General features: G+C 45.2%; 15 protein-coding genes. 5 read left to right on the forward strand and 10 right to left on the reverse strand.

The features are described from left to right. Window positions 1–28: 28 nt before the first annotated feature. From htpG to C6Y39_RS00090, 3 genes are all read left to right on the forward strand, one after another. Window positions 29–1951 carry a molecular chaperone HtpG gene (htpG, locus tag C6Y39_RS00080; protein WP_105929295.1) on the forward strand — a complete coding sequence of 641 codons (1923 nt, stop codon included), beginning with the start codon at window positions 29–31 and terminating at the stop codon, window positions 1949–1951. Between the two features lie 350 nt (window positions 1952–2301). Beyond that, a complete protein-coding gene (gene adk, locus C6Y39_RS00085) occupies window positions 2302–2946 on the forward strand; it encodes an adenylate kinase (RefSeq protein WP_012519076.1) in 645 nt (214 codons plus the stop codon). 149 nt (window positions 2947–3095) lie between these two features. Next, on the forward strand, window positions 3096–3491 hold the full coding sequence (locus C6Y39_RS00090) for an MAPEG family protein (RefSeq protein ID WP_105929296.1): 396 nt from the start codon (window positions 3096–3098) through the stop codon (window positions 3489–3491). 112 nt (window positions 3492–3603) lie between these two features. Here C6Y39_RS00090 and C6Y39_RS00095 read toward each other — a convergent pair whose 3' ends face one another. Together C6Y39_RS00095 and lepB are read right to left on the reverse strand one after the other, a co-directional pair. Then, window positions 3604–6198, reverse strand: coding sequence for a TonB-dependent receptor (locus C6Y39_RS00095; RefSeq protein ID WP_105929297.1), 2595 nt, complete (start codon window positions 6196–6198; stop codon window positions 3604–3606). 462 nt (window positions 6199–6660) lie between these two features. Continuing rightward, window positions 6661–7299 (reverse strand): signal peptidase I, encoded by a 639-nt coding sequence (gene lepB / locus C6Y39_RS00105; RefSeq protein WP_105929299.1) that lies wholly within the window; start codon window positions 7297–7299, stop codon window positions 6661–6663. Between the two features lie 364 nt (window positions 7300–7663). On the opposite strand from lepB, the gene C6Y39_RS00110 reads away from it, so the two are divergent. Beyond that, window positions 7664–10543: a M16 family metallopeptidase gene (locus C6Y39_RS00110; protein ID WP_105929300.1), complete on the forward strand. Its 2880-nt coding sequence runs from the start codon at window positions 7664–7666 to the stop codon at window positions 10541–10543. Window positions 10544–10662: 119 nt separating this feature from the next. Here the strand turns inward: C6Y39_RS00110 and C6Y39_RS00115 are convergent, their stop codons facing one another. Beyond that, complete coding sequence (locus C6Y39_RS00115; RefSeq protein ID WP_105929301.1) at window positions 10663–12798, reverse strand: methyl-accepting chemotaxis protein; 2136 nt, start codon at window positions 12796–12798, stop codon at window positions 10663–10665. Between the two features lie 308 nt (window positions 12799–13106). Here C6Y39_RS00115 and C6Y39_RS00120 point away from each other — a divergent pair, with 308 nt between their 5' ends. Next, window positions 13107–13952 (forward strand): formate/nitrite transporter family protein, encoded by an 846-nt coding sequence (locus C6Y39_RS00120; RefSeq protein ID WP_105929302.1) that lies wholly within the window; start codon window positions 13107–13109, stop codon window positions 13950–13952. Window positions 13953–14057: 105 nt separating this feature from the next. On the opposite strand, the gene hisIE is transcribed toward C6Y39_RS00120, so the two are convergent. The 7 genes from hisIE to hisD are packed head-to-tail and all read right to left on the reverse strand — an operon-like array spanning window position 14058 to window position 20282. Next, window positions 14058–14675, reverse strand: coding sequence for a bifunctional phosphoribosyl-AMP cyclohydrolase/phosphoribosyl-ATP diphosphatase HisIE (gene hisIE / locus C6Y39_RS00125; protein ID WP_105929303.1), 618 nt, complete (start codon window positions 14673–14675; stop codon window positions 14058–14060). After that, complete coding sequence (gene hisF, locus C6Y39_RS00130; protein WP_105929304.1) at window positions 14672–15484, reverse strand: imidazole glycerol phosphate synthase subunit HisF; 813 nt, start codon at window positions 15482–15484, stop codon at window positions 14672–14674. Before hisF ends, hisIE begins: the two co-directional genes overlap by 4 nt. Next, on the reverse strand, window positions 15466–16203 hold the full coding sequence (hisA, locus tag C6Y39_RS00135) for a 1-(5-phosphoribosyl)-5-[(5-phosphoribosylamino)methylideneamino]imidazole-4-carboxamide isomerase (RefSeq protein ID WP_105929305.1): 738 nt from the start codon (window positions 16201–16203) through the stop codon (window positions 15466–15468). Before hisA ends, hisF begins: the two co-directional genes overlap by 19 nt. Further along, complete coding sequence (gene hisH, locus C6Y39_RS00140; RefSeq protein ID WP_105929306.1) at window positions 16203–16832, reverse strand: imidazole glycerol phosphate synthase subunit HisH; 630 nt, start codon at window positions 16830–16832, stop codon at window positions 16203–16205. Before hisH ends, hisA begins: the two co-directional genes overlap by 1 nt. Next, window positions 16832–17902 (reverse strand): bifunctional histidinol-phosphatase/imidazoleglycerol-phosphate dehydratase HisB, encoded by a 1071-nt coding sequence (hisB, locus tag C6Y39_RS00145; RefSeq protein WP_014979739.1) that lies wholly within the window; start codon window positions 17900–17902, stop codon window positions 16832–16834. Before hisB ends, hisH begins: the two co-directional genes overlap by 1 nt. Then, window positions 17899–18978 carry a histidinol-phosphate transaminase gene (gene hisC, locus C6Y39_RS00150; RefSeq protein ID WP_105929307.1) on the reverse strand — a complete coding sequence of 360 codons (1080 nt, stop codon included), beginning with the start codon at window positions 18976–18978 and terminating at the stop codon, window positions 17899–17901. The genes hisB and hisC overlap by 4 nt, the downstream gene beginning before the upstream one ends. Next, window positions 18978–20282 carry a histidinol dehydrogenase gene (gene hisD / locus C6Y39_RS00155; RefSeq protein ID WP_105929308.1) on the reverse strand — a complete coding sequence of 435 codons (1305 nt, stop codon included), beginning with the start codon at window positions 20280–20282 and terminating at the stop codon, window positions 18978–18980. The genes hisC and hisD overlap by 1 nt, the downstream gene beginning before the upstream one ends. Between the last annotated feature and the right edge of the window lie 6 nt (window positions 20283–20288).

Genomic DNA, 20288 nt, shown 5'->3' on the forward strand with positions numbered 1-20288 from the left:
GATCCATTCAACGAGGAGATATTGGATTATGGCTGAAGCAGCCCAAAAAGAAACCCACGGTTTTCAAACAGAAGTAAAACAGCTTCTTCAACTGATGATTCACTCTTTGTATTCAAACAAAGAAATTTTTCTACGCGAGCTGGTCTCAAACGCGGCAGATGCTGCAGATAAACTGCGCTTTCGTGCGCTAGAAAATGATAGCCTGTATGAAAACGATGGTGAATTAAACGTAAAGCTGAGCGTCGATAAAGAGGCGAACACGGTAACGATTACCGATAACGGTATTGGGATGACTCGCGATGAAGTCATCGCGAATTTAGGCACCATCGCTAAATCTGGCACTAAAGACTTCTTTAGCAAGCTTTCTGGCGATAGCGCGAAAGACTCGCAGCTTATTGGTCAGTTCGGTGTAGGCTTCTACTCAGCGTTTATCGTTGCAGATAAAGTGACGGTTCGTACTCGTGCAGCTGGCGCTGATGCCTCTACCGGTGTTGAATGGGTTTCAGACGGTGAAGGTGAATTCACCATCGCTGAAATCAACAAGCCTACTCGCGGTACAGAAATTACGCTTCATTTACGTGAAGACGAAAAAGAATTTGCCGACACATGGCGCCTTCGCTCTATCGTAAGCAAATATTCTGACCACATTAGCATTCCTGTGCAAATGTGGAAGGACGAAGTGCCAGAGAGGGAAGGTCCGGACGGCGAGAAAATCGAAGCTCAGCCTGGTGAGTGGGAAGTGGTTAACAAAGCCACCGCGCTTTGGACTCGTGAAAAGTCTGATATTACTGACGAAGAATACAACGAGTTCTACAAGCATATTTCTCATGACTTCGCTGATCCGCTAGCATGGGCACACAACAAAGTAGAAGGTAAAACAGAGTACACTAGCCTGCTTTACATACCTTCTAAAGCGCCGTTCGACATGTGGAACCGCGACCAAAACCATGGTCTTAAGCTTTACGTTCAACGCGTTTTCATCATGGATGACGCAGAGCAGTTTATGCCGACCTATCTGCGCTTTGTGAAAGGTTTGCTAGATAGTAACGATCTACCGCTAAACGTGTCTCGTGAAATTCTTCAAGACAACAAGATTACTCAAGCACTGCGCCAAGGCTGTACAAAGCGCGTTTTACAAATGCTTGAGAAAATGGCGAAGAACGACAGCGACAAGTACCAGTCGTTCTGGAACGAATTTGGTAACGTGTTGAAAGAAGGGCCTGCAGAAGACTTTAGTAATCGCGAGAAGATTGCCGGCCTATTGCGCTTTGCGTCTACCCATGGTGAATCAGACGCACAAACAGTTTCATTAGCTGATTATATTGAGCGCATGAAAGAAGGTCAGGACAAGATTTACTACGTGACTGCAGATAGCTTGCAAGCAGCGAAGTCTAGCCCACACCTTGAGATCTTCCGTAAGAAGGGAATCGAAGTACTGCTAATGGGCGAACGCATTGACGAATGGTTAATGTCTCACCTAACTGAGTTTAATGAGAAGCAGTTTGTTTCTATCGCGAAAGGAAACTTAGATTTAGGTGACTTAGAAGACGAAGAATCTAAGAAAGCTCAGGAAGAAGCAGAAAAAGAAGTTGAAGGTGTACTTGAAAGAGCAAAAGCTGCGCTTGGTGATAAGGTAGTAGACGTTAAGTTTACACATCGTCTTACTGACTCACCAGCAGTGATCGTTGCTGACGATAACGGTATGACTACGCAAATGATGAAGCTGATGCAGGCGGCTGGCCAGACAGTGCCAGACGTGAAGTATCACTTCGAACTAAACCCTGAGCATAGCTTGGTTAAACTGCTTGCTGACACGCAAGATGAAGAGCTATTTAATCAGTGGGTAGGTGTGTTGTTCGACCAAGCTGCGTTATCAGAACAGGGCAGCTTGAAAGACCCTTCTAGTTTTGTTCAGAACTTAAACACTTTATTAATGAAGTTGGCCAAATAGGCAAGTGAGTTAGAATATTTACGTAAAAAACGGGCGCCATGCCCGTTTTTTTATTGTAACGTCCTATAAAATTAAGTTTGACCGTTTTACTGTGCTATATTTTGGCAGTTAAAAATGTCAAGTTAATCGCTATGCGCGTTAAGTAATTCAGCTTCAGCAGGGGATGAGTTGTTTGGTAATTTCCTCATCAACATAAGTGTAAACCTATAAAAGCGCCAATAAGCTGAACATATATTCGCCATTAGTCTTAAGATTAACATTACGGTACTCCTTACACTTGTCACCCCTGTGTTGAATGTGTAAAGTGCCCGAAGTAAAAAGTTTAAAAATCATAAGCGGAGAACGCACTCATGCGAATCATTCTTCTCGGCGCTCCTGGCGCGGGTAAGGGCACACAAGCTCAGTTCTTGATGGGCAAATATGGCATTCCACAAATTTCAACGGGCGATATGCTTCGTGCTGCTATTAAAGCGGGTACTGAGCTTGGTCTTGAAGCGAAGCGTGTAATGGATGAAGGTAAGCTTGTTTCTGATGAAATAATCATTGGTCTAGTTAAAGAGCGTATCGCTCAAGACGACTGTAAAGATGGGTTCTTGCTAGATGGTTTCCCTCGCACTATTCCACAAGCTGATGCAATGAAAGAAGCTGGTGTTTCTGTTGACCATTGCATTGAGTTTGACGTTCCAGACGATGTAATTGTAGAGCGCATGGGCGGCCGTCGTGTTCACCCTGCATCGGGCCGCGTATACCACGTGGTATATAACCCACCGAAGGTGGAAGGTAAGGATAACGAGACCGGTGATGACCTCATTGTTCGTGATGACGATAAGGAAGAAACGGTACGCAAGCGCCTTGCAATTTACCATGAGCAAACCAAGCCGCTTGTAAATTACTACAGCGCAGAAGCCGAAGCTGGAAACTGTGAGTACCATAAGCTAGACGGTACTCGCCCAGTTGAAGAAGTAAGTGCTGAACTTGCTGAGCGTTTAGGCTAATCGTCGACAACGTTTACAAAAGGTCGCTTATGCGGCCTTTTTTGTTGCTTGTAACTTACTAGCAGATAACGTTTAATGACGTTCATGATAATGAGAACGTAATTGCCGACCATTTCATCGCGATATAACTATAACATGTGGAGTTAACCATGGTTTTGCCAATCACGGCGTTTTACGCCAGCTTATTAGGTATTTGTTACCTGTACTTGTCCTTTCTAGTTATTGGTGCCAGACGTCGACATCAGGTTGGTATTGGCGATGGTGGTCATGAAGATCTTATTCGACTTTCTAGAGCCCATGGCAACTTTAGCGAGTATGTTCCCATTACGCTTATAATGATTGCGTGCTTCGAAGCTAATACGGGTCAAGTGTGGGCGGTTCACGCGCTAGGAAGTGCACTATTATTTGGTCGTGTGCTGCATGCCTATGGCCTAGGACGCCACTCTGGCGTTAGCTGGCAGCGCTTCGCCGGTATGATCCTAACCTTCCTCGCTATGCTTTGTGCTGCGGTGGGTAACTTAGTACTTATTCATTTCGGTATGTAGGTTAAATATATAACTCAAGTTCCTTCAAACTGAATAGCTCGCTCGTTTGGTGGAATAAAAAAGCGCTCGGTGCAGATAAAATGCATCGAGCGCTTTGTCTTTTTAGATCCTTTTAGAAGCGGTAAGTTACTTTAGAGTAAACAAAGCGGCCACGAGGGTTGTGTACACCGCCTACGTAACCATAAAGATCACCATCACCATCACCAATTGCAAACGGCGGCTCTTCATCTAGCAGGTTGTTTGAACCAATGACTAAGCGAAGGTTATCGCTGTAATTGTAACCAAATTGCAAGTCTACCAGCATTTGAGAATCAACGGTTCTAGACGTATTTTCCTCGAAATCTAATACACCGTCGAAATCAATATCTGGGGTGTCTTCAAACTCACCAATAAAGCTAATGTTTAGGTTGGCATCAAACGCGCCTTTTGACCAAGTAGTGCCGAACAACCAGCGGTGTTCTGGATAACCGTATTCGCCCGTATATTCTAAACCGTCTTTTTCAAACTTATTCATGTAAGACCAATCTAGGTTGAAGCGCAGGTTACCGTATTCTTGCAATTCCATGCTGTAATTAGTACTGAAATCAACACCTGATGCTTCTTGTGATGATACGTTCTGATAGGTGTTGAAAATTTTCTGAATAACACCTAGTGACTCACCTTGCTGAGGGTCTAAACGAACACAGATTGTACTGTCTTGATTATTACATTCTGCATCGTAAACAAGACCGAACTGCTGCTCGTCGATTTTGTTATCTTGGGTAATACTCCATACATCAATGCTCAAACCGAGTTCTTGAATAGGTGCGTAGATCACACCAACGTTCCATGACTCTGACTCTTCTGCATCAAGATTAGGGTTACCCGCAAACTCGATATTGTAGTCTAGCGATTCACAGTCTTGGCCCGTTGCCTCACAGCGATATTGGTCTACGAAGAATACGCTTTTCTGCGATGGACCAAGGCCAACTTGTGCGAGAGAGGGCGCTCTAAACCCTTGTGCCCATGAGCCGCGAACTGTGACTTCATCACTTGGTGCCCAACGTAATGCGATTTTAGGATTGGTTGTGCTGCCAAAATCACTGTAATGATCGTAACGGCCAGCGAGTTGAAGCTCTAGTTGATCAGCCAATGGTATTGATAGCTCTAGATATGCTGCGTACTGGTCCCGTTCTGCTGAAGCTGAAACCGATTCAGTACCAAAAATAAGTCCTCGTTGGAACTGCACATCAGGTACATCAGATACTTGCTCTTCGCGATACTCGACACCTGCAGCCATCATCACAACGTCGTCACCAAAGCTAAACGCTTCACCAGTGATATGTGCATCAACACTTGTCATACGAGACTCACCGCGGCGCACAAGGCTTGTAGTTATTTCGTCAATCACACTTTGTGGGTTAGTTACGCCGCCGAAAGGGTTATAGTTACCAAGATCGATTTGTTCTTGTAGCCAGTCAACACGCACCCAACCTTGTGATTGATCACCGCTTTGCTCCGAACGGCTTCGCCCTTTTTGTACTGATGCTTCCCAGTCGTAATCGTTGAATGTACCGCGTAAGCCCGCAACTAAACGAAGGGTATCGGACTCAATATCCCAACGGCGCGCGCCTGCATCAACAGGGCGGTAGCGACCAATTTCAATGTCTTGACCAAATGGGTTGTTGGGGTGAGTCCCCGGAACGGTTAAGCCCGCATCTTCATCCAAGGGCGTTGCTGCACCGCCTGCTTCCGATGTGTTGTGCTGCATAGCAACTTCCATAAACGCTGTGGTCTCATCGCCAATTTTGTAATCGAATTGGCCAATAAAGCCCACGCGCTCAGAGGCTGGAATTGTTAATCCAAACGGGCCGTAATCGAATAAGCAACTGCCAGAAGCCGTAGCGCTATCTGCAGGGCAGTCTGGATCGATTGTTTTAACGCCATCTACATAGAAGTAGCCTGGATAACCCCGTGATGAACGAAAATCCATACCGCCATACGGTGACTGGTTGGCGGTACCAAAACGGCCCATTTCATCAGCACCCAGCGTGCTGTTATTGAAATAGTCAATAATAACGGTTGCGCTGCTTTTTTCGCTTTGAGAGCCCCATAGAATACTTGCAGTGGTCTCGTCATAGCTAGGGCCAGTCGTGCCGCCATAGCCAGCGTTAATTTCAAGACCTTCATAGTCTTTCTTAAGTACAACGTTAACTACACCTGCTACCGCATCGGAACCATAAATCGCAGATGCGCCGTCTTTTAGAATATCAATGCGCTCGATGGCAGATACGGGTATCGAGTTAATATCTACAAATGAGTTGGTGATACTTTCGGCAAAGGCGCTGATGGCGACGCGGCGGCCGTTAATGAGAACTAGTGTTGCATCTGGTCCCATTCCTCTGAGTGATACTGCTGCTGCGCCATTAGCGGTAGAGTCTTGGCTGTTGTTGCGAGTTGAAAAAGTACCGGCACCCGTGGCTGGCATTCTTTCTAAAAGCTGCTGTAAGTTTTCATAGCCCATGCCTTCAATCATTGTTGCGTCAATAGACTGAATAGGAGAGGGGCCTTCCATATCTGTGCGTTTAATGCGTGAACCGGTGACTGCAATTCGCTCAAGGTTCGCTGCTTCTTCATCAGCTTGCTGCGCATGTACAGGACTTAGTGAGGTAATTCCTGCAAGTGCCAATCCCACTGCTATAGCACTTATTTTACGACCTTGTTTCATTGTTATTTCCTTATTATCCATTTACTTGTTGTGTGTTGCTGCAACATAAGTATGTTACGAACTCATGAATAGCATTTCTAATACTAAAGTTGCAATAGTTGTAATGGCGAAATTTGTGACACTTGGTTACAAGGTGTGTAAAGCAGGTATTCCTTTTTTACTTGATAAAGGCGGTGTTATGAAATTTTATGGAGAGGAAAAAGCCACGTTCCCATTGAGATGGAAAGCAAATTTAACATTGAGAAATAGATGAGAGTGTACGGTGAAATAGGTTAATGCGTTTAATATTTGTACATAAATTAGGGGGTTTCAGCTCTCAGAAATATTTGGAGGTGCTCGCATCACCTCTAATACGCTCTGCAATTTGCTTCCCTTTCAAGCGAAAAATAATTAGACGCTGGTAAAGGTCGCTTAAGAATACCTCTTCACGTTATCTGATGAAGAGGAGTCTCGATGGTAGTTCTATTCTAACGCGGTGAAAAATCTTTCCTTTCTAGGCAGATACGTATCTTCAGTATCGAGTGAAAACGCAACATAATTTGCTTTTCCCTGTATTTCTTCAACAGGAATAAAACCGTAATAGCGAGAGTCTACGCTATTATTTCTGTTGTCACCTAGTGCGAGCACATGACCTTTAGGCACGGTGACAGAATTAAAGCTTTTCGCTGGGCTAGGTAGCGGATTAAGCGCAATTGTACGGGTATGCCCTAATATGTTTTCTAGGAAAAGAGAGCTACCCTTTGCTTCAACTGATGCTTTCTCACCATTAATGGATAGCCGATTTTCCTCGAGTCGTACCGTATCACCTTCTACTGCAACAACTCGCTTTATAAGTCTGGTATCAGCCGCGTGGCTATTGATAATAACAATGTCTCCGCGATTGACAGCGCCGGTTTTCGCAAGGACAACGTCTGTAAATGGAATTTCTAGCGTGTATGCAGATTTATCAACAATAACTCTGTCTCCAACATAAATAGTGGGTTCCATCGAACCAGTTGGTACATAGTACCAATCTGCTACACTGCTTCGAAAAGAGAAAAGTAACACCACAAATAAAATAAACGGTAAGTTGCTTCTAACACTTTGCTTAATGTTAATCACTATGGAGTCCTTTAATTAACTTTGCTCTTTTAATCTAATCACATTGGTGAGCCTTCACTTCATTAGTTCGCTCGTAGGTGTAGATTATTCCCTCGTTAAATTGTTCCGTTTTGGCCGTGTGAAAATGTAACCAACTGTGTCAGAAGCTTAGTGATAGCGCGGTGAATTGACACAAATGAAATTTGAACGGTAAAGGCTTATATTTAATTTTTATTCTACATATCAGTTGTTTAGGTTTGCTTTTGTTATGGGTTTTGAACGTCCTCAGTATTGATAGCGCATTTTTCCAGCAAAAGGAATATCATGGCGCTAACAGTGGGCCTGTGTTAATTATTATGGTTTTGATAGTCGAAGAAGTTACAGCATGCTCAATTCCTTTAAACGAACCAGGCTATATACAGCGGTCGCGGTTGTTGCATTAAGCACATTATCAATCGGATGCACGAACAATAATCCCCCGGCCAGTAGCCAAACTGCTGTCGAAAATGCCAACTCATTCAATGTAAATTATGAACGCTTCACGCTTGATAACGGGTTAACTGTTATTTTGCACGTAGATAGATCTGACCCTGTAGCGGCGGTCGCGTTAACTGCGCATGTGGGGTCTGCAAGAGAAAAAGAGGGGAGAACGGGATTTGCTCATCTCTTTGAGCATTTATTGTTTCTAGAGTCTGAAAACCTCGGTAAAGGTGGCTTAGATAAGCTAAGCGCCAGAATTGGGGGCTCAGGGGCGAACGGATCTACTAGTCGAGACAGCACCAACTATTATCAAACGGTGCCTATTGATGCGCTTGAAAAAATGATTTGGGCAGAGGCTGATAAATTAGGTTATTTCATTAACACAGTAACAGACCCTGTGCTCGCTAAAGAAAAGCAGGTGGTAAAAAATGAAAAGCGTCAAAGTGTTGATAATCGCCCTTACGGTCATAACCAATATGTAATTGATAAAAACCTATACCCAGAGGGCCATCCCTACAGTTGGCAAGTCATTGGTTCGCTGGAAGATTTGCAAAATGCCACGCTGGCGGATGTTAAAGAGTTTTTTAATAAATGGTATGTACCCAATAATGTGGTACTAACCATTGCAGGTGATATTGACGTTGCCCAAACGAAAGCATGGGTTAGAAAATATTTCGATGAAATTCCGTCTGGCGAACCTATAGAAAAACTTACGCCTCAACCCGCAAAATTAGAGAACACGGTGAAACGCTATCACATAGATAATTTTGCACAAGCGCCACTGTTAACTATGGTGTGGCCTACTGTGCCTGAATATCACCGCGATTACTACGCGCTTCAAGTACTTTCCCAATATTTAAGCCAAGGGAAGAATGCACCGCTTAATCAAGTTCTCATCGACGAGAAAAAATTCACCAGTAATGTTTATTTATACGGTTACGACGCGGAAATTGCGGGACAGCTTCAGCTACAGATAATGGCGTTTAATGGTGTCGATTTAAATCAAGTTTTAGACGGTGTTAATGAAGCATTTGCCCGTTTTGAGAAAGACGGAATTTCATCAGAGGATTTAGCGCGTATTAAAGCAGGACAGGAAACGGAGTTCTATAAAGGTCTGTCGAGTGTTCTAGGGAAAGGCTTCCAGCTTGCGCAATACGAAATTTTTGCTGGCGGCGCCGGGTTTACTAGCCAGGACGTGGAAAAAATACTAGGCGTTAGCCAACAAGACGTTATGCGGGTGTACAACGCCTACATCAAAGATAAGCCATATGTCGCTACCAGCTTTGTACCTAAGGGCGAGCAAAGCTTAGTGCTTAAGGGGTCGACAGCGGCGCAGGTGGTCGAAGAGCAGATAGTTGCTGGTGCTGAAGAAAGTTTTGATGCGTCGGTCGTTGCCGATTATAAGCGCACGCCGTCCTCGTTCGATCGAACGAGAGAGCCTAGCTATGGCGACAGCGTAACCATTACGCCTCCAGAAGTTTGGCAAACTGACTTGTCTTCAGGGCTTCGCATTGCTGGTATTTCTAATGATGAAGTACCGCTAGTAATGTTTGAACTGAAACTTGATGGCGGAATGCTTTTCGACCAAGAGGATAAGAGAGGTACCGCAAACTTGCTGGCGGCAACGTTGCTTAAAGGAACCGCGAACAAATCGCCACAGGAGCTAGAGCTGGAACTAGAGCTACTTGGCGCATCTATTGAAGCCAATGCATCTGAAACGGATATCACAATAAGCGGAACGGTACTCTCTAAGCATTTCGATGCACTTATGCAGTTGGTGTCGGAAATTGTGCTTTCTCCTCGATTCGATGAAAAAGAATTTGAGTTGGCTAAAAACGATACTATCAATCAAATTGAACAAATTAGAGCCAATCCAAATGCAATTGCAGCTGTGGAATTCAAAGCACTGCTTTACGGGCAAGATCATCCATTTGCAAACACGGCATTAGGGGATATGCAAAGCGTATCTTCTATTACCATTGAGGACGTTAAAGCTTATTACGAGAAAAATTTCTCACCTTCTCTGACGAAGTTACATGTTGCTGGCGATATTGAGCAAAAGGCTGTTACTAAGGCCATATCAAACCTTAATACGCGGTGGGCCCAAAAAGACGTGACGTTACCAGCGGTATCAGAGCCAAAATTACCTGACGATGCCCAGTTATTTTTCTATGACGTGCCAAACGCAAAGCAGTCGGTCTTGTATTTTGGTCACGCGGCACCAAAAGTTACCCATCCAGACGCATACAAGGCGAGCGTAATGAACTATCGGTTGGGCGGCGGCGGTTTTGCGTCACAGCTCATGCAGGAGCTGCGAGAAAATAAGGGCTATACCTATGGTATTCGCTCTTCGTTTTCTAGCGACCAATATACGGGTGAATTTACAATAAGAAGTGCTGTACGTACTAACGTCACACTAGAAGCCACCCAAGCCATCAAAGATATTTTGTCTTCGTTCCAGTCTGATTTTTCAAGTGAAGACTTAGCGGTTACCAAAGGTTTTACCCTTAAATCGGGGGCGCGCGCTTTCGAAACGCTGGGGGCTAAACTGAATATGGTAACTGAAATAAGTGACTTTGGGCTTGCCGACGACTACGTTCTGCAACAACAGACTGAAGTTGAAAACCTGACCGTGAATGACGTCAAACAATTGTACGCCAACTACATTCACCCAGATAAAATGATTTACCTAATTGTAGGCGATAAAGCCTCTCAATTTGAACGTTTGGAGGCACTGGGCCTTGGCACGCCTGTCTTGCTCAATCCCTCTGATCAGCAGGACTAGTTGTTCGTTTTTAAGCAAAAAGTAACGCAAGTGTTCAACACCAACATACAGGGTAAATAACATTAAAAGGCTCGAATGAATTACATTCTTACGAGCCTTTTTTCCATTCGTTGAACGGCTTAATGAGTTTTTAGTTTGGCCAACAACTCCCTAAGCGTGCTTACAGCACTGAAGATAGCTTTAGAGCTTTCTGCTGATGCATTAGAGTTAGTGGAAACATCAGACGTTGCATTACCAATAACCACCATATTTCTATTCAGTTCTTCACTCACTTGGCTTTGTTCTTCTGCTGCAGCTGCCATTTGCGTCATACGTTCACTGATCTCTCCAATTTGCATTACTGTGGTCTGCATTTTTCCTAACGCGGATTGCGAGAGTTGAGCCGCATCTTCAGCTTTTCGACTGCCCGAGTGAATAGTGTTTACTGTATGATCAACTTCACTTTGTAATGCTGTAATAACTTTGCCAATTTCACCCACTGACTCTGCGGTCTTAGAGGCGAGAGAGCGAACTTCATCAGCAACAACACTAAATCCTCTGCCATTTTCACCCGCGCGTGCAGCCTCAATGGCAGCGTTTAGGGCCAATAGATTAGTTTGGTCGGCTATCGCACCAATAACATCAAGGATCTTTTTGATGTCAGCACTTCGCTGAGACACCGCTTGAACCGCGTCCGATGCGTTTTGCATCTCTTTAGATAGCTCTGTCACTGAATGTGTCGATTCTGAAATCTCGCTTTCCGTTTGTTTCACTGAGTTGGTAGCGTTATCTGCATTATCGGCTGCATCGGCAGCCGTTCTCGCCACCTCTTGCGCGGTTTGAGACATTTCAGTGATAGCGGTAACGACACTGTCTATTTCAGCCTGCTGTACTTGGATAAGTGAGTTTGTACTTTCGGTGTGGCGCTGCGTTTCGCCACTTTGCTCAATGACCTGAGCACACGACTGTTTGGCTTGATCAAGAAGCTCCCGCACGCGCTCCTTAAAGAGATTGAACGCTTCACTTAGCTGAATGAGTTCCGCGTGCGAATGCACGTGAATATTTTGCGTTAAATCTCCGCCCTGTCCAGCGAGTTCTTCCATTCGCTCAGCGACTTGACGTACGGGTTGGATAATACTTTTTGTAAATACAAAAACGAGGGCAAGTGCAACAGCTGTGCATATTATCGCTACGATAAGTTGTGTCGATAGCAGTGACGTCACTGCTGAAGAAATCATCGATTCGAGCGAAGTAACCGGCGCCATCGCATGTGTTTTACTCACACCAACAATCATTTTCCATTTCACATCTGCAAGGGGGAGTGATATGTCTTGAGTGACATACAACATGCCATCGTTTTCAATAAGTCCAGACTGTTGTTTTGCACTTAACAGCATGTTTGATTTGGCTTTATCACTAAAAACCTCAGTAAATGGTCTAGCCAGTTTGTCCTTTGCATCGGTTGCAGCAACAACTAAACCGTTTTGACTGACAACATAAACCTCAGCATTGCCGTTATAGAGCGAAGCTTTGAGACCTTCAGCTCGCTTTTGAATAATAGGAAGGTTTAGATCGGTTCCAACTACGCCGCGGAATTGGTTATTTGCGATAACAGGAACAGTTAGGCTAGTCATTAACTCAGTATAGCCTTCGCGAATTTCGTATTGGTAAGGGTTAGAAACGCAGGGCTTGCGTGTTTCTTCATTACACAGATACCATTCAGCTGCTCTAAACCCGAATTCATCAAGCGTTGTATCATGCTTTAACTCAGGATCAGTAATTGCTATCTGCTCAGCAGCGCCGTTTGCTCCCCGAATAAAATAAACCTCGAAGCTACCTGTTCCTGGCGTTGAATGAGACTTACCACTTATGTTTTCAGAAGCTTTACCGTCAAACCTGTTTGTTTCAAACTGCGCATAAACGCTTGAGGTTAAATTCGTATCCAACATACTTTCAACTAAGCGCTCGGTCTGTTCGCGGCTCAATGACAGCGAATCATTCGCCTCTATGCTTTTAGTAAGTTGAGCCGCTAACGCGTTCGGCAAAATATGTGCACTGTTAATAAGTGCTTCCGTTTGCGCTGCATATTGAGATGCCTTGGCAGATACAGTCTTTTGTATCTGGTCTACAATTTCTTGATTAACATGCTGGTCTATTTCTTTTTCTGTCCGGTCAAGTAAGAGATAACTTACGCAAATAAACACTGCGGCGAGAAGTATAAAAAGCATGCCAACAACAGACATAAGCTTGGAAGAAAGAGAATGACTTTTTTTCATTTATAAAAACAACTTTGGTTAAAAAGAGACCAGTACTGAACATAGTACATTTTTGCGATTTTTAGCGGGACAATCCGAATAATTTTGTAGGTATTACGCGATTAAAGTATCAGTTCGCATTGTACATAATTCGTTCTAAAACATCAGTTGTCTATTCATCTTTGTTGATTTGGTTTTTATACCTTTGTATTGGCCCTTATACGTTAATGCATGAAGAGGTGTTTTGACCAAAAACAAGCGTGCCTTACGTATTATCTCTATCTGCGTATACAAATGACGTAAACAAATGAGAAAAACTGGAGAGGTTGATGGCTAAAGATGCTAAGGATTCGGGCGACAGACAGCAAGATGTGGCGTTGAGCCATACCGAAGAAAAGGATGTAAGAGATAACCAAAGCTTAAATTCTGTTTCTTTGTACGCCATCGTACATAGGGAAGGGCTTGAGGAACTTCAGCGCCCTATGATGTCGTTATGGTGGTCAGGGGTTGCAGCAGGTATTGGTATATCGATTTCAATCCTAGCCGAAGGAATTCTGCATCATCTCTTTTCCGGTTCTCCTAATCAGTTTGTGATAGAGAATTTAGGTTACACCGTGGGGTTCGTGTTGGTTATCGTTGGTCGACTGCAGCTTTTCACCGAAAATACGCTTTCGGTCATTCTTCCGTTGTTGAGCAAGCCATCGTTAAATATGGGCTTTTGTATTGCGCGTCTGTGGTCTATTGTCTTCGCCGCTAATATGTTCGGCACCTTTCTAGCTGCATTATTTAGCTATACCCTGCAAGCTGTGCCTCCGGAGCTGGTAGAAGGAATGACTGCTATATCTGAGCATTATGCCAAGTTATCACCATCAGACGCTTTTTCTTACGGTATTACGTCTGGATTTATTATCGCCGCTATCGTGTGGATGAAGCCTTCGGTCAAGCATTCCCAAATATTGATGATTGTGATTTTTACCTATTTGATTGCTGTAGGTAATTTTACGCACGTGATAGCCGGTTCAACAGAGCTCTTCTTGTTGGCACTGCAAGATAAGATAAGTATTATCGAAACCGTTTCTCTTATCGGCGCTACATTGCTTGGGAATATCGTTGGCGGAACAGGGTTGTTCGCACTGCTGGCTTATGGGCAAGTGGTAAGGGAAATAGAGAAATAGAGAAATAGGGAAACAGAGAAGTAGAGAAATAATTAGCGTATAAAAATGCCCTTCGCGTAGAAAACGAGAAGGGCATTTTGGATAAGATCTTTAATTGCTAGTAGATTACTTATGACGCTCACGCAACACGTTAAGTGCATCATTAAGCGACATGTCGCTAGCTTGAAGTAACACTGTTAGGTGATACAGCAAATCAGCGGCTTCGTTTTTAAGCTCTTCTTTGTCGTGGACAGTAGCTGCTAGCGCGGTTTCTACACCTTCTTCACCCACCTTCTGTGCTATGCGCTTAATACCTTTGTTGTATAGGCTTGCAGTATAGCTGCTTTTTGGGTCAGCATCTTTACGCGCTGCCAAGACACGTTCTAAGTCTGCAAGAAAGGTAAATGCGGGTGTGTTGCCGTCAAACCAACAGCTCTCAACGCCGGTGTGGCATGTTGGGCCGTTAGGGTTGGCAAGTACCAACAGTGAATCTTGGTCGCAGTCGCAGGCAACGCTCACTAAATCTAGCGTGTTACCAGATGTTTCACCCTTGGTCCAAAGACGTTGCTTTGAGCGGCTGAAAAAGGTTACTTTACCAGTATCAAGGGTTTTCGCTAGGGCATCTTGGTCCATGTAACCCTGCATTAATACCTTGCCTGATAATGCGTCTTGCACAATGGCAGGCAGCAAGTTGTCCATTTTGTCCCAAGCCAGTTTATTGCTATTTTCATTGGTAATGATCACGGGTTTACTCCTTCTGCTTGCGCCGTTAATCCGTGACGCTTACGCATGGCAATGCCATTGCTGGTTAATTCTGCTTTAAGCTCGTCAATGTTGATGATGCCTTTGTGAAATACCGAGGCTGCAAGTGCGCCATCTACATCAGCTTGCTGGAACACATCAGTAAAGTGAGCAATTTCGCCTGCACCACCTGATGCAATTAGCGGCACTTCACATACATCGCGCACGGCTTTAAGCTGCTTCACATCATAGCCTTTACGCACGCCGTCTTGGTTCATACAGTTAAGTACAATTTCACCTGCACCACGTGCCTGTACTTCTTTGATCCAGTCGATGGTTTGCCACTGACTTTTCTGCGTGCGGCTTTCATCACCGGTGAATTTATACACTTCATATTGGTCGGTTGCTTCGTTATAGAAACTGTCGATACCAATTACGACGCACTGTTGTCCATAAACGTCGTGAAGCTGATTGATAAGGTCTGGGTTGTTAAGGGCAGGGGAGTTAATTGAAATCTTATCTGCACCCATTTCCAAAATGCGCCCAGCGTCCTCAATGCTTTTAATGCCGCCAGCTACGCAAAATGGGATATCAATAACCTGTGCAATTCGGCTTACCCAGCTTTTGTCTACCACGCGGGCGTCAGAGCTCGCAGTAATATCGTAAAACACCAACTCGTCGGCGCCAGCTTTTGCGTATTGCTCGGCAAGTGGCACGATGTCACCAATAATTTCGTGGTTTCTAAACTGAACGCCCTTAACAACTTTGCCGTCGCGTACATCCAAACAGGGAATTATGCGCTTTGCCAGCATGCGATAGCCTCCTTAACCGTAAACTTACCTTCAAGTAGTGCGCGACCTAGAATAACGCCCCCAACGTTTGTGGGTTTTAGCGCTTCAATATCAGCAATACTGCCAATACCGCCTGACGCTTGCCAGCTAACATGTGGGAAACGGGCTGCCATTTCTTGATAGAGTTCGGTGTTAGCGCCTTGCAGTGTACCGTCGCGGCTAATGTCGGTGCATAGCACGTGCTTAGCGCCTACCGTAGCGAAATCTTCTAACAAGCCTTCAAGGGCTACGCCAGAGTTTTCTTGCCAGCCGTGGGTGGCAATAAGCTTTTCACCGCTGTCGCTAATATTGATATCAAGGGCCAGTACAATGTGCTCTGGGCCGTATTTTTCTACCCAAGACTTTACCAGCTCGGGTTGTTTTACAGCCAAAGAACCAATTACTACGCGGCTTACGCCAGTTTCAAGTAACTGCGCTACTTCTTCTTCGCTACGAATGCCGCCGCCCGCTTGAAACTTCATTCGCTTAGTGTCGACCATAGACTTGATAAGCGAAAGCTGACGCTTGCTGGTGTCTTTGGCGCCGGTAAGGTCAACTATATGTAGCCAAGTTGCGCCTTGGTCGGCATAGTCGTGAACCACGTCTACTGGGTCCAGTTCGTATTGGGTTTTCTGCTCGTAGTCGCCCTGATATAAGCGCACTACGTGTCCGTCAATAAGATCAATCGCTGGAATAATCATTATAGGTTCACAAAGTTGGTCAGTAATTGTGCTCCGGCCTCGCCAGAACGCTCTGGGTGAAATTGCACCCCGTAAAAATTGTCTTTATTAATGGCGGCTGAAAATGCATTGCCATAAGTACAGCTGGCAAGCGTATGCTCGTATTCAGGCACGGCAAAACTGTGCACAAAGTAAAAGTAGGTATCTTGTGGAATGCCTTTAAACAGACTTTCGTTGTTGTGTGAGACAGTGTTCCAGCCCATATGAGGTAAGCGCACGCCCTTTGACTCCATGCGCGCCACGTGACCTGGCATAAGGTTCAAGCAGTCGATGTTGCCTGTGCCTTTAAAACCACCTTCAGCACTGGTTTCAACCATAAGCTGCATGCCTAAACATACGCCAAGCACAGGTTGTGTAAGCGACTGAAGGGTTTCCACTAGCGTTTTTTGCTTAATGCTTGCCATAGCCGCTGCTGCTGTACCTACACCGGGTAAAAAGACTTTGTCAGCGCTTTTAATCACGTTTACGTTGTCAGATACGTCTACTTCAACGCCCAAGCGCTCAAGGGCAAAACGTACCGATGAAATGTTCGCGCAGCCGGTATTTACTATGACTATTTTTTGTCGCTGGCTGGGGTTTACCACTGACATTACAGTGCTCCTTTACTGCTTGGTAGTGCATCGCCTTGACGAGTAATAGCTTGACGTAGCGCACGGCCAAATACTTTAAACAAGCTCTCTACTTGGTGGTGGGCATTACCTTCGCTGGTGGAAAGGTGTAATGATAACCCCATGCTTTGCGCAAGCGAGTAGAAGAAGTGTGGCACCATTTCAGTGGCCATTTCACCTACTTGGTCGCGGCTAAATTCAGCCTCAAACTTAAGGTGAGGGCGGTTAGAAATATCCATGATACATTCCGCACGACACTCATCCATTGGCAACGCAAAACCAAAACGGCCAATGCCGCGTTTGTCGCCCAGCGCTTTTTTAAGGGCTTCGCCAAGGGCTAGGGCGGTATCTTCTACACTGTGGTGATCGTCAATGTGCAAATCACCATTAGTAGTTAGGTTTAATTCGAAGCCACCGTGGGTCGCAATTTGGTCAAGCATGTGATCAAAAAAGCCCATGCCGGTTTGAATTGTCGACTTAGCTTGCGAGTCTAAATCTACGCGAACGCGAATGTCGGTTTCAGAGGTTGTGCGTACCACTTCTGCTATACGTGAAGATGCAAGCAAGCTTTTCTGAATATCATTCCAGTTTAAGCTCTCGCGGTTGTACTGAAAGCTGCGAATACCCATGTTTTCGGCAAGCTGCACATCGGTAATTCTGTCACCAATCACAAACGAGCGGGTGAAATCCACTTTGCCTTGCTGCAGGTATTCTTGAACTAAACCGAGCTTTGGCTTGCGGCATGTGCAGTTATCAGCATCGAAGTGCGGGCAAATAAGCACGTCATCGAATACCACGCCTTGGCTTTCGAAAATGGCCATCATGGCATTGTGTGGCTTGTCGAAATCTTCTTGAGGAAAGCTGTCTGTGCCTAAACCATCTTGGTTACTTACCATTACGAGTTTATAACCAGCTGCTTTTAGTTTAAGTAGCACAGGAATAACGTTTGGCTCGAAAACCAGCTTCTCTAGACTATCTAATTGCTTATCTACTGGCGGCTCTTCAACAAGTGTACCGTCGCGGTCGATAAATAAAATGGCTTGCTGACTCATGCCGCGTCCTCATTATTTTTAAATTCGTTAATTAGCTGCATTAAACGCTGATTTTGCTCTTCAGTGCCGATGCTTACCCGTAAACAGTTTTGTAAGTTAAGCTGTTTTGATTGATCGCGAATTAGCATGCCTTGGCTTACCAAGTACTGCATTAGGGCTTGCGCTTTTGCGTAGCGGAATAAGATAAAGTTTGCCCGTCTATCACCCACTAACTCAAAGCCTTCAACTGCTTCTAACGCTTCGGCTAAGGCCTCTTTTTCGCGATTGATGGTTGCCACTTGAAGCTCAAGTAGCGTTAGCGATTCTGCCGACAATGCTTGTGCGGCAATCTGCGCCACTGGCTCTGGAATAGGATAAGGCGCTATTACTTTAAGCAGAGCTTGGATCACCGGTGCTTGGGCAAGTGTAAAACCACAGCGAAGACCGGCAAGTGCAAACGCTTTAGACAGCGTACGAAGTACCACTAAATTCGGGTAGTTGTTAATCTCATTCGCCCATGTATTATCGGCATCAAACTCAATGTACGCTTCATCTACCACTACCAATGCCTTATCAGCAAAGTGATTGAGCACGGTTTTAATGTCTTCGCGGGCAACCGGCGTACCGGTTGGATTATTTGGCGCACAAATGAAGATCACGTTAACGTCATCTTCAGCGCATACAGCATTCACGTTAAGGCTAAAGTCGTCGTTAAGCGGCACTTTCTTAATGCCCACATCACAGGTTTCAGCACTGATGGCATACATACCGTAGGTAGGCGGGCAAATCAGAATGCTGTCTTTACCCGGCGTACAGAACGTACGAATAAGCAGTTCAATGCCCTCATCTGCACCGCGAGTAACGATAAGCTGCGATTTGTCGAGCCCTGCGTAGTTTGCGTAACCACTCACTACCGCTTCAGGCTGACACGATGGATAGCGGTTAAAGTTACCGCTATCTACACTGTATTCGTTGGCATAAGGTGACTCGTTAGCGTTAAGCCAGTCTTGACCACCTGAAAACAAGCGACGCGCCGATTCATAAGGCTTTAGCGGCACTAAGTTTTCATTAATTAAATTATCGATAAGCGTCGACATTAGGCGTCTCCCTGCTTAAGTGCCTGCATACGAAGTGCAACGGCTTGCTCGTGCGCATCTAACCCTTCTGCTGCCGCTAGTGCCATAATCGCAGGGCCTAAATTACGCATGCCATCTTCACTTAGTTCTTGAATTGTGTAGCGACGCATAAAGTCTAAAAGACCAAGACTAGAGTAGTTCTTTGCATAGCCGTATGTGGGAAGCACGTGGTTCGTACCTGACGCATAATCACCAGCTGATTCTGGTGACCACGGACCTAAGAAAATAGAGCCGGCGTATTTAATTTTTGGCAAATAATCACGGGCATTCTCTATTTGTACAATTAAGTGCTCAGCCGCGTAGGCGTTACTTGCTTCAATGGCTTGCTCAATGGAATCAGCCAAAATATAACGCGCATTTTCCATAGCAGGGCGTGCAATCTCAGCACGAGATAGCGTAGCTAATTGACGCTCAACCGCGGCTTTTGCTTCTTCAATAAGCGAAGCGCTGTTAGATACCAAAATAGCTTGGGAATCTGGGCCGTGCTCGGCTTGAGAAAGTAGATCTGCAGCTACAAACTCAGGGTTTGCGAATTCATCGGCTAGCACCAATACCTCTGACGGACCCGCCGGCATATCAATAGCAGCACCATCAGCACGTTGGCTAACTTGCTGTTTAGCTTCGGTAACAAAGCTATTGCCAGGGCCGAAGATTTTATCGACCTGAGGAATCGTTTCAGTACCCAATGCCATGGCTGCAACCGCTTGAGCGCCACCACACAAGAAGATTTTATCAATGCCGCATTTTCTTGCCGCATAGGCAATTTCGGGCGCAATAAGTTGTTCTTTGTTTGGCGGTGTGCAAAGCAGTTTATTTTCACAGCCTGCCACCAATGCAGGCACGCCCAGCATTAACACAGTTGATGGAAGCGGTGCGCTGCCGCCTGGAATATAAAGGCCTACTGCGTCAAGCGCGGTAAAGCGAAGCTCGCACTGAACTCCTGGCGTGGTGGTAATAGCGATATCACTTGGCACTTGTGCTTCGTGAAAGGTCTTTATATTGTTAAACGCTGTGTCGATAGCATTTGCGACTTCAGGTGTTACCTTAGCTGCTAGGGCATCGATATTCTCTTGCGAAAGCACAAGGCTTTTTAGGTCTGGGCAGTCAAACTTACGTGTGTAATCAAGTACTGCCCCATCACCTTCTGCTTCAACGCGGGCGATAATCTCGCCCACGGTTTGCTTTAACTGTTGGCTATTGGCCATAGCCGGGCGAGCTAGCGCCTGTTTTTTCTCATTTTCTGAAAGAGATGACCAAGTAATCATAATTGC

The organism is Alteromonas gracilis (genome assembly GCF_002993325.1).
GTDB classification, from domain to species: Bacteria; Pseudomonadota; Gammaproteobacteria; order Enterobacterales; family Alteromonadaceae; genus Alteromonas; species Alteromonas gracilis.